The organism is Zhongshania aquatica, assembly GCF_027257955.1.
GTDB lineage: Bacteria > Pseudomonadota > Gammaproteobacteria > Pseudomonadales > Spongiibacteraceae > Spongiibacter > Spongiibacter aquatica.
The window spans coordinates 32,432-44,114 of the sequence record NZ_JANZNQ010000019.1 but is presented as its reverse complement, the minus strand read 5'-3'; the positions used below and the strand labels follow the sequence as shown (position 1 = coordinate 44,114).

Annotated in this window: 7 protein-coding genes; all 7 read right to left on the bottom strand. The window is 47.5% G+C overall.

What is annotated here, in order from left to right; genetic code table 11:
- Positions 1–102: 102 nt before the first annotated feature.
- The 7 genes from O9X78_RS16220 to O9X78_RS16190 all read right to left on the bottom strand — a co-directional run bounded on the left by O9X78_RS16220 (position 103) and on the right by O9X78_RS16190 (position 11,625).
- Positions 103–2,010 (bottom strand): DUF1302 family protein, encoded by a 1,908-nt coding sequence (locus tag O9X78_RS16220; RefSeq protein WP_269620778.1) that lies wholly within the window; start codon positions 2,008–2,010, stop codon positions 103–105.
- A 25-nt stretch (positions 2,011–2,035) separates the two neighbouring features.
- Positions 2,036–2,986, bottom strand: coding sequence for a WD40/YVTN/BNR-like repeat-containing protein (locus tag O9X78_RS16215; RefSeq protein WP_269620777.1), 951 nt, complete (start codon positions 2,984–2,986; stop codon positions 2,036–2,038).
- A gap of 1 nt (position 2,987) precedes the next feature.
- Positions 2,988–4,367: a DUF1329 domain-containing protein gene (locus tag O9X78_RS16210; protein WP_269620776.1), complete on the bottom strand. Its 1,380-nt coding sequence runs from the start codon at positions 4,365–4,367 to the stop codon at positions 2,988–2,990.
- Between the two features lie 74 nt (positions 4,368–4,441).
- Positions 4,442–6,901 carry an efflux RND transporter permease subunit gene (locus O9X78_RS16205; RefSeq protein WP_269620775.1) on the bottom strand — a complete coding sequence of 820 codons (2,460 nt, stop codon included), beginning with the start codon at positions 6,899–6,901 and terminating at the stop codon, positions 4,442–4,444.
- A 526-nt stretch (positions 6,902–7,427) separates the two neighbouring features.
- On the bottom strand, positions 7,428–9,032 hold the full coding sequence (locus O9X78_RS16200) for an AMP-binding protein (protein ID WP_269620774.1): 1,605 nt from the start codon (positions 9,030–9,032) through the stop codon (positions 7,428–7,430).
- A gap of 13 nt (positions 9,033–9,045) precedes the next feature.
- Complete coding sequence (locus O9X78_RS16195; protein ID WP_269620773.1) at positions 9,046–10,281, bottom strand: thiolase family protein; 1,236 nt, start codon at positions 10,279–10,281, stop codon at positions 9,046–9,048.
- 12 nt (positions 10,282–10,293) lie between these two features.
- The gene (locus tag O9X78_RS16190) at positions 10,294–11,625 is read right to left on the bottom strand and encodes an acyl-CoA dehydrogenase family protein (RefSeq protein WP_269620772.1); all 1,332 of its coding nucleotides are present in this window, start codon (positions 11,623–11,625) and stop codon (positions 10,294–10,296) included.
- Between the last annotated feature and the right edge of the window lie 58 nt (positions 11,626–11,683).

Genomic DNA, 11,683 nt, shown 5'->3' with positions numbered 1-11,683 from the left:
CACGTGTCCCGTTGACGAAAAAGCCGGCGGAGTTAACCGCCGGAAAGGTCCCGTTATTACATGGACAAGACCCGAGGCACACAGCCTCGGAAGGGTGGGTTGTTAAAACTGATACGCTACCCTTAGGCCAAATTCTTCCGCCCAGTCAAAGGTCTGCATAATATTTACATTGGCATCGGAACTAATATCGTCGTCTATATAAGTATAAAAGGCTTCGACGTTCCAATTACCACTTGGCTTCCACTTCAGCGCTGGCTGGACAAAAATACCGCCGCGCGTATCGTATAAAACCGAAAGGTCAGCTCGCCACACCAAGCCGGGGAAAGGTTGTTGCAGAGCCAGCACCAAGCCATCCCAACCATCAACACCTGTTGGCGCATTATTGGACGTCCCGCCCATACCACTCAAGTGACGACCAAACAAATCACTCTCCGTGCGATGCATCCACTGAAACACAAAGTATGTCGCTGGGAACTCTCGGCTAAAGCGCTGATATTTCTCTAGCACCAGTGCCGAAATATATTCATCTTCGACTAAGTAATCTTGCCCAAGATCTGGCGAGGTAAATACGCGATCTGGTGTGAAAGATACTTCAAAGTTAAGTATTAACTGGTCAAGCCAGCTGCCCGGTTCGCCGCTAAAGATATAACTGAAACCGGTACCAAACACATCTTCGCGTTTGTACTCGCGCTCAATATGGCCGCGTAAGCCACCCATGCCATTTCCGGTTATAACGCTACCTGCACCGCCAGTGAGAATAAAGAACAAGTCGAGCTCTTCTTTCGCAGCATCAATACCATTTACCGGCCTCGCCAACAGCAGCTGCGACGCGGGGAAATCGGTAATCAGCTTATTCAAACCCTCAACGCCATCCAACCTTGCCATACCGGCGTAGGTAAACCATTCCTCTGCGCTCCACACACCGGTCGGATCAATTTCAAGTGGCGTCTGAGATAGTATTAAACCGCTACCAGGAATCCCCGGCGCATCTCTATTTACGTTCGAGGCGGTCCAGCGAATAACCCCGTCCGGGTTGTAGCGATTGGTGTACATAAACTGCAAACCAAAATCACCAATATTGCCTTTTAAACGAAAGCCACTATTAATCTTCTCGTTGGCATCGCTATAACGATCATGCACCGTAAACTGACTGGGAATCACGTTATAGGGTGTATTGGGGTTTGCGTAGATAGTTGGCTGAAATGCTTGTGCAAACATATCCAGCTCCCAACTGGCATTAAGCTGGTAAGAGACACGAACTGCAGGGGACGAAATACGCTCATCGGCATATTCTTCAGACGCAAAATCCAAAATCAAATGGCGGCGCAAATCCAAACCATTGGCAACGTCCATTACCCTAAAAAACAGTGCTTGCCCCCACGCTATTTGCTGATTACCTGCGCGAACCAAAATAGGTCCATTCTGGTAGTCGATATACAGTGATGGAAAATCGACCATATAATTATCACCGGCAACCTCCAGCCGGTTTTGCTCGCCGCCGGTTTCATAGTCATCGTACTCAAAGTAATTTGGCTCACCATATAAAAATCCCGCCGCATTACTGTTCACACTATTTGGGTCAAACTCATCGTATTGCGCGGCATCAAAAATACCGCGTATTTTTGCTGTCGCAGACCAGTTGTCACTGAAACGCAGCTGCACGGTATTTTCCAATCTCACCTGGGTAAAATTGAAATCGTTATTTGCTTGCTCGCCATTGCGAGTGGCCGTATCAGTCAGCGGCAAGCCAACAGAAAACGGTAGGTTTAAACCGAGTAAGGTGCCAGCATTGAGACCACCATCACGGTCGATAGCTACGCCATTAAATACATTGCCACGCTGATTAAATGGGTTTTCTTCGCCAACGGTTTTGGCCGCTGCCTCCAAGCGAATGAAACCACTGGAACTATAATCGATCCCGAACAATTCTCCGTTTGCCGACCACGCTTGGCTACTTAATCCAATCGAGATCACGGAGATAGCTGTCGCCAGCTGATTATTATTTTTCATACACAATAATCTCCAAAAAATATTTTTATATAGAGAGTTTTAGAACATTGGCCTTTTGACCGACCACATAGAAATCACCTTTGAACACACCGACATCGCAGTACCACGATGTCAGCAACTGAGAGTTATCAAGTCGAGTAGCGCTTGAACTACCAGCGGCAACCGATAGGGCTTCACGTATACCGGTTATCACTGCGCGATCATCGCCACGAATAGACACATCTAGCAAAATGGCGTCACTGCCGGAGTCTATTTTTGACCAGTTGTCGCCGCCGTCCTCACTGCGCAAAATGGTGCCGCTCTGCCCTACTGCATAAGCCAAACCGCGTTCACCGAAGGCCAAACCAAATAATGACTCGTCGCCGCTATGCAAGGCATGCCAGGTCTTACCCTGATCCTCCGATCGCGCAATCATGCCAAATTCCCCAGCCATATAAGCGCGCCCCAGCTCATCCACAGTGACGTTGTAAACGTGGGGTTCGTAGGGCTGGCCGATTAACTCCTGCCAGTCGATAGCCAATTTTTCCCAGTTCGCACCGCTGTCGATTGAGCGTAAAACCGTGCCAAAGCCGCCGGCAGCGATGGCAAATCCCGCCCCATCTTGTGCGACAGAGAACAATCTTTCGGTGGTGGGCGAGGTCTGCTCTAGCCACGCCTCGCCTTGACGTCGAACGATGACACCCTGCTGACCAACCGCAATAGCATTACCGTTCAAATCAGACACCGCCAATAAAGACCGGCCCGCCAAGTCAACGTTAACTCGCTGCCACGACTGGCCGTCTTTACTGCTGCTTATTTGCCCGGCGCCGCCAACCGCAATAAGGCCATCTTTGCTCACATTAATGGCAAACAAAGCCTCATGAGTGTGCCCCTGATTAACCATCTCACTCTGCAATGGCGCTGCTTTAGCAGCGCCTATTGCAGTAACAAAGAGCAGCGGTAGAACGCATTTCACCTTATTGCTTACCGTTCTCACATTAACCCCCAAGACGCTGCATGGCCTGAATTGTGAGGAACTTATTAAAGACATCCACGTCGCCAGGATCGTAGCCGCTTTGGTAACCCCCCGTGACCGACTTAGCCTGAACAAAACGACTCATACGATTCGACTGAATATCGTGGCTGTGCACACTAGACCAAGACCAAGCGGGATGAGAGCCATCGTTACGGGTCATCTTGTCGTTATCCTGCATCGCGTAGTGTGGCTCAAACGACTTCCACATTTCGCCGCGACGGTCGTAGACAACATAGGCAACATACATCTGATTTCTAGCATCAATCCAAACCCGCTTTTTACCGACGGGCGCTCGCGCATAACCGGTTGGCTCTGCTTCGACCACGATGCACTCAGGTACCAATTCCATATAGGTATCGAAGAAGGTTTGATCTTTAGGACCGCCGTGAACAGGTTTTTCCCAGTTATCGTGATAGCCGCCGTGGAAGTTTCTGGAACCGATCGCGCCCAGCATTGGCTGACGACCAACGATTTTATAATTACCCCAAGTTTGCAATGGATCACCGGCGGCCCAAGCGTCCGAAAGGAACAAAGTAATACCCGGCACCAGGGGTTCAAAGCGCTGGTTGGTAGGGAACTGGCGAACACGACGGAAAGCAGGAATATAACCGTGCAATTCAGGGAACTTGCGTTGATCGTAGTCCCAAATATTTAAGAACGACGTACCGGCACTATCGTTTGGTGCGGTAAAGAACACTGACTGGTAACGCAGGAGGTCTTTCTTATCTTTCCAAATAGTGCCGTCGGTACGCGCCGTGGTATTTAACTCCGTCCATACAAAATCATACTGATAAGACAAGTCACCAGATGAATCGATATCCCAATCCCGCACTGCATACTGCGAATAATCGTGACGCCCCCAGCTCAGGGTCAAATTGTATTGCGCCTCAACCCCATTTTTGGGCTCGGGGAAAGGCGTACCACCAATCCACGGCTCGCCGCTTTTAGTGTAAACGTTACCGTCTTTACCAATAACCGCCTTGCCTTGATTTCGCAACGTCGCTTCTAAATATTCAGTAGGAAATATACGACTTACATCCTTAACCGGCTCAACAATATGAATCCGACGCCCCATTTCTTTAACGTGTATATAGGCAATGGGGTCTAACAATTCTTTTACATATTCAACATTGTCGGCGGTGATGATATCGCCCGGTTTGACCTTGCCCTTGGTATACATCTCAATAGACAAAAGTTCATCCGGGTAGGCCTTACTCACATCACCTGCGTTGGCAATAAGTGGCCACAAGGGGGCTAGTACGCCAGCCGCCCCCACTCCCTTGAGGGTGTTTTCCATAAAACGACGACGACTAAAATTGGTGTCATATTTTTTAATACGCATAATACTCCTCTGGGATAAACCCTTTTATTGTTGTCTTCTTACGTCGTGTTGAAACAGTATTCAGAACAGAGTCTTTACACTGTTTCGGCTTTTAAATTGTTGTGATTTTTAGCTTGTTTTTGATTAGCATCTTCAGCCATTAACTTGGCTATATCGACACCTTCCCCCAGCACCATAATGTCTTTGCTAGAAATAAACTTAGGTTTTATAAGCCATACCAACAGCGGCAATACAACTAGCGCAATCACCATATTGATAAGCATCACTAGCACGAGCAGCAGGCCCATATCGGCAAGGAATTTAAGCCCAGACAAGAAGTACCATGGCAAAATACCTATTAACATAATGCTGGCAGTGAACATGATAGCCTTGCCAGTAGTTGTTAATGCCGCAGTGATCGACTGGCCATAATCCTCGCGCTCTTGATACTCCTCACACATTCTGCTCAGCAGGTAAATGCCGTAGTCGATACCCACACCAACACCAATTGCCGCCACCATTAATGAATTAATATCTAAGCCGATACCCATAAACGACATACACGTCGTCAGGATCATATTGGAAAGGTTAACGGGGATAAGCAAAACCATACCCGCCACTAAAGAGCGATAGGCATAGCTCGATACCAACAAAATAACGAGATTCAGCAAGCCCATAATCAACCAGTGATAACGCTCGACCACATGGTTGATGGCCTGTTGTATAGCGATAGTGCCGCTGCCAAGACGAACAATGAAATCGGGGTGATCGATTCCTACTTTGGCTATCGCAGCCTCTGCAGAGGCAAGTGCGTGATCGACTGTCGCTTGCTTATTATCTGGATACCAAAATGATACTGTAGAATTTTGCAGCTCAAAATCGACAACATGGGAATAGGCCTTAGGGCTGGTACCCATCAAAACAGCGGACGTTGCGGCGTTCACCGCCGAGTCTGTATTGTCTAAAGGTAACCACTTAGGATGACCGCCAGAAATCAGACGATTAGCGTCCATCAAGAAATCACCGAAGGACAAGGTCGCGCGCGGTGCGTCTTCACCGGCCTCCATAATGGCTTGCAGCTCTAACATCGTCGAAACCGTTTCCGCCTGACGGGCAACACGGTTTGGATTATTAGAATCCTTCGCCTCTAGGATAACCTCAAGGGTATTTACTCCGGGGAAGTGATGATTAATTTCAGACACCGATACATTGTATTCAGAATCCTCCCACAGCAAATTACTGCCTTCGACAGGATTACCGATTTGAATACGAGAAGAGTGGTAAAAGGAAAAGCCCGCAATAAGTAATACAACTAGCGTAGTGTAGCGCGCACGCTTACCCTGTGAGAATGTCGCGATCCACGCCAATACCGACTTCACCCTGCCGTGCACACCACCCGACTCTTCAGAAATAATCTTATCAAGGTTCTTCGGAGCAGGTAATATCGACAACAGCAGCGGCGCCAAGAAAACCCCTGTCGGTGCTAGCATCATCGCCCAGAAGCCGCAAAACAGAGAGAAACGCTCCATCGCGGGAATCGGCGCAATTGATATAAGAAAAATACCCGCCGCGTCAGTGATAATCCCTAAGATCGACGGCGCTAACATAAGCCCGGTGGTAATACCGGCCGCACGCACTTTGTCACCCACCTGTGCAAATACTTCATAAAAGCGCTCGGTAAACTGCACGCAATGGCTGAAGGACCGAGCAATGAGTAACAGGGGCACGATCATCAACAAGGGCTCTATTGGCAGCCTCATCCAACCGGCGAAACCAAAACCCCAAATTGCCGCTACGATACTGGCAAACACCGGCGTAACAACACCGGCGATATTTTGGGTATACAGAATCAAGGCAATAACTAGAGCACCTAAAGTAATCGCAAAAATCCCGATCATTTGGTGTTGGTACTCGTATACCCAGCCAGTCAACGCCGGCTGACCCGCCATATAAACTTCATGGTTAGCATCGCGGGCATTATCGGCAAGATCTTTAACAAACTTAAAGGCGACGCCATAGTCTAAGCGCTGCTCAATAAATGTCGCCGAGATGATCGTTGCGGTCTCATCGCCAGATATTAGGAACTGCTGTGCATTCGGTGACTTTCGCACATTCTCCTTAAATCGGGCGATTTCCTCATCGGTAACCGGCACCGAATCACCCATCAGTGGCTGCGCATCAATACCGAAAGGGGTAGCCTCTGCATAGCGCGCTTTGGCCGACGCGATTGACAATATCTGATCATGATCCACACCGGGAGACAAATCGATATCACGCGTTAATTGCCACACTTTGGCGAGGGTGTCGGCGTTGTAAATATCCCCCGATTTCGTTTTTACCATTAACGTAAAGGTCAAGGGATTCCCAAAGTTTGGGTGATCTTTAAAGACTTGAATAAAAGGGTCATCTTTGGGCAGCAAATCAGAGAATATCGTTTTAAGCTCAACGTTTTTTAAGCCCATAGCAAAAAATATTGTCACGGCTATAAAGAAAAACCACGCAGTTTTCCTATTTTCCAACACCGCTAACGCTATTCTATTTCTTATTGTATTCATTAAGGTTTTCTACCTCTTTCATGGCAAAGAGATATTCAGGAATCTCTTCACACACAATTATTATTTCGCTGTTTGGCTACATCTCTGCCAGCCACGAATATCATTTAACAAATCACTAATATACAAACTGAAATATTGTGCTATTACTGCCTGAGACCAGTTAAACCAATCCTACTTCGCGATCAATTAGAAAAGACCTGCCCAAATGGGGAGGATTGCCTTTATAATTTCAACGCCAAGCGCGCTATGCCGAATAATCACACACCTATATCTCGTATTTATATTTTTGTGCAGTAAAGCTCAATTCTATCTACCGGCAAAACTTTAACTTTCGCGCTGCTATGAGTTTCTATATTGAGCACTACGATATAGTTTTTTTAAATCCTATCTTATTTGATTAACACACAATATTTTTATCAAATAATATAACTATACTAGTCTCAAACCGGTGTTTCGGTAATGCTCATTACCGACCCTTTCACTGTTAATTTACGACAAAAAATATTTATTATTTTTATTTTTTTAATTAGGAAGCAACGTCATAAACGTGATTTTTTTGCTCCATAAAAAATTCGTAGCAAAAACGCGACTGCGGCTTTTCAGACGCGGTTTTAGGAATCTCCGACATTACCTGGATATAACTTGGCAAATCATTGCGTCCCAATACATTTCTGCAGTGCTTCACCAGCACATCTGGGTCGAATAATTTCGCTTCCACTGGTACCACTGCAGCGATAACATCCTTCTCCCCGGGAGCGCCGTTCAAAGAGGGAATGCCGTATACAAAAACATCTTCAACACCATCGAATTCAGCAATGATTTTTTCTATTCTGGCAATATCGACAAACTCTCCATTGCGGCGAATTTCATCTCCTTTACGACTGTCAAAGTAGTACCAGCCCTCCTCATCTTGATGCCCGATATCACCCATATAAAGCACGCCCTCGCAGGTCTTCTTTCTTGATGCTTCAGGGTTTTTGTAATATTCAACAGCCAAGGGCTCGCCTGACGCTGCCTCAAAAACAATTTCTCCACGCTCACCTGGTGCGCATGGATTGCCCTGCTCATCAATAATCCGGGCAGTTAAGCTGGCCGGTGGCTTACCAATGCTCCCAATGGGTCCCACACCAGGCGGATTGAACATCATGCCGCCTTCAGCAGCGCCGTAAAACTCAAACAGCTCTACATCAAATCGCTTACTAAAATCTTTCCAAATTGCACCAGGCATACCGGCGCTTAATATAAACCGCACAGGATTATTGGCATCATTCGGCCGCACCGGCTCACTGTAGATCGCGGTTGTCATACCGCCGAGCAAGTTAAATGTGGTGCAACTATAAGCTCGGCAAATATCCCACAATCTCGACTTGGTGAATTTGCGACTGATAACGCCACGCAAACCCATTTTTAAAATATTTCCCAAACTAATTAACTGGGCATTTGCATGGGTAAAAGACAAACCTGTATATGGCCTATCATCCTGACGAAGACCTATCATCGGCCCGATTGACGCAACCGTGTCATACCGAGTGTATGGTGCGCGGATCGCCTTTGGGTCGCCGGTGGTGCCCGACGTATACAACATTTGCATTGTGTCATCTGCACTGCGTACACGGCCCTCGGATTCTTTCAGCGGCGCGTGTGCGATATCACTCCATTTTTTTAGACGAGGGTCATTAGCCGGCATTTTTATTAATTCACCGCTGTGCATAACCCAGATCCAGCGTATCTGAGGTAAATTTTTGCAAGCGGCTAATACATTATTCAAACAATAGTCAGCGCAAACAACGCCCTGACAATCTGCCCAGCTCAACATATATTCAAGGCGCTCACCGTTGGTACGCGGATCAATGGGAACAAATACCGTCGCGGCAAGCGAGCTCCCCACCATGCAGTCAACAAACTCTGGATGGTTCTGCATCACAATGGCAAAACTATCACCGGGCGCCATGTTTTCCTTCTTCAGGCCGGCAAAGACACGCTGCCCCTGCTCCCATAATTCTCGATATGTTCTCGTTTCGTGCTCAAGATCGCCGCAAGGAAGCACATTCACGAATGTCAGCACATCAAGATTTGGATTTGAGTTTTTTTTATCTTCAATTAAATTCGAAAATATTCTGAGGTCTTTCATATCCCTTCCTTTATTATTCTTTTGACAAGATACTTAGCACCAAAGCAGCGGCATCGGTGCCAATATAACCACCGCCATTTTCGGCAAGTGCAACCCTAGCACCACTTACCTGACGTGCTCCTGCTTCACCGCGAAGCTGCATAACAAGCTCAACAATTTGTGCTGCCCCAGTGGCACCAATAGGGTGCCCCTTTCGCATCAGTCCACCGGACGTATTAACCGGTACCCGCCCACCTAGGGATGACGCGCCGCTGGCGACAAATTCACCGCCCGCCCCATTCGCGCACAGACCTAAGTATTCGTAGTATTTTATTTCTGAAATAGCAGATGCATCATGCAGCTCAATGCAGTTGAGATCCTCTGCTCCCAAACCAGCTTGCTCATAAAGCTGGGCAACAGCGGATGACACCATCGGCAGCTCATTATCACCGGCCTCCCAACCACTGTGTAGGCTAGACGCATTTACTCTAATGCAGCGTCCCTTCCCTATTTTCTTGGCATAACTTTCACTCACAACAATCACCGCTGCCGCACCATCACCAATCGGTGCACACATCGGTAAACTGAGTGGTGCAACCACTTCGCGAGCAGCGAGAACATCCGCTATCGAGATTACATTTTGAAACTGTGACCTTGGATTCAAGCTACCGTGCACGGAGTTTTTAGCTGACACCGCCGCCAACTGCTCGCGGGTCGTGCCGTACTGATGCATATGCTCCCGAGCCCAAGTAGCGTAGATATCAATGAAAATAGAACGACTGCTACCCGCGCCACTCATATCTAACGTGTGGCCTATAGCCTCATTACGCGCTTGCAGTCGCTTCGTAATTGCCTCGGTTTGGGTAACATCAATAGCACCAGTAAAAACAGAAAATGTTTTGTTTTTATCTTCGTGATATAGCTTTTCATAACCGCAAACCAACACCACATCATAGACTCCGAGAGTCACCATGGTACAAGCCTGCTGAAAGGCTGTCGCAGACGTCGCACAGGCATTCTCGATGTTGATAACAGGTATTCTACTAATCCCCATGCTGCGCAGCGCGACCTGCCCAGGCACACAAACTTGACCAGTGATAACGCCACCAGCTGCGTTACCCATATAGGCCGCGTTTAGCTCATCCTTCGATATACCGGCGTCCGTCAGCGCATCCTTGATTGATGCGCAGGCCAAATCATTGAGGCTTTTATCCATAGCGTTGCCAAACCGCGTCATTCCGACGCCGGCAACATAAGCATTCTGTTTCACGGCATTACTTCCTTATGAAAGTTTTTCACTATCGATAAGGTAGCTGCCGCCCTTAACGGCCAAGACTTCGTTACAGCCATCTTCGATAAGAGACGCTCGGGCGTCGCGGAGCATTTTTTCTAGTGGATATTCTTTGGTAAGACCATTTCCACCAAAAATTTGCAAGGCATCGCTGGTGACCTCAAACGAGTTCTGAGTGCCCGTTGTCTTAGAAAACATTGCAGCGCATAACGATGGCGTACCCAATTTAGGGTCATTATTGAAGTTCAGACTTCGGCGAGTAACCGACCTAGAGATCTCTACTTTTCTAAACATGTGGAACAGTCGAGTACGCACAGACTGATGCATAATGATAGGAACGCCACCGGCCTTTCTTTCGTGGGCATAGTCGAGCGCCAAATCAGCAGCAGCTTGTGCAAGACCAGTAAACGTCGCACCCATTAAGGCATTGGCTTCGGCGTGAATACAATACACAGCACGCTGATAATCCTCTGGCCCAGCCAGCAAATACTTGCGCGGAATGCGCACATTATCAAAAAATATTTCGCCTTGATTTAATGCTCGCTGCCCCAGTTTATCTAAGGGCTTACCACGGCTAATACCAGGCAAATTCATTGGAAAAACCAGTGCACATCCGTCAGTAGCCGATGGCCCATTTCCTGAATCCGCCGCACAATACAAAATGCACACATCAGCAATAACACCGTTAGATACCCACGCTGACTTTTGACCATTCAAAACAATGTCATCACCCGTTAAATCCGCCACTAAATTGGGACGTCCGTATGAGCTACCGGGATAAACAATTTGACGACTGGGGTCGAGCATATCTGTGCCGTGATCTGGTTCCGTTATTCCCCAGCACCCCAATACCGCATCCGGAAATTCATCAAGCAAATCTTGACGTCCAAACTTCGCGCACAACCACTGGGGCAAAATTCCCGCACCTACCGATATCGCTAAACCAGCATCGCCGTAACCCAGCTCTTCAAATAAAATGGAAAACAACAACGCCGCTTCCTGCGGCTCCATTTCACCCAGCGCTTCAACCGTAACACCCAGCTCCAAATATTTTTTTCGGAATTCCCAAAATGGTGAATCCTTGGCGATAACTTCTTCTGGCGTCATACGATCTAACTTAATGCCAATCGGGCGCGCGACATTAAGCGCAAAATTCCGCAGCGTTTTCTGAAACTCAGCAATGTGTTCAGGCAGCGCTGCCTCTGCACCAGAAATAGTTAAGGCACCTTTTGGTGTGCTATCCCATGAATAAATTGGAGCATCCAAATTACGATAATCGCTACTTTCAACATGTGCTAACTCTTGGACAGACTGACTAGTCATTTTCTCACCTCTATTGTTATGGTTTTTTTAGAAATCAATAATTAGGTGACCATACTAT

Bases quoted from the DNA above. Each gene is read 5' to 3' on its own strand.
- O9X78_RS16220 (WP_269620778.1), bottom strand. From the start codon at position 2,010: ATGAAAAATAATAATCAGCTGGCGACAGCTATCTCCGTGATCTCGATT.
- O9X78_RS16210 (WP_269620776.1), bottom strand. From the start codon at position 4,367: ATGCGTATTAAAAAATATGACACCAATTTTAGTCGTCGTCGTTTTATG.
- O9X78_RS16205 (WP_269620775.1), bottom strand. From the start codon at position 6,901: ATGAATACAATAAGAAATAGAATAGCGTTAGCGGTGTTGGAAAATAGG.
- O9X78_RS16200 (WP_269620774.1), bottom strand. From the start codon at position 9,032: ATGAAAGACCTCAGAATATTTTCGAATTTAATTGAAGATAAAAAAAAC.
- O9X78_RS16190 (WP_269620772.1), bottom strand. From the start codon at position 11,625: ATGACTAGTCAGTCTGTCCAAGAGTTAGCACATGTTGAAAGTAGCGAT.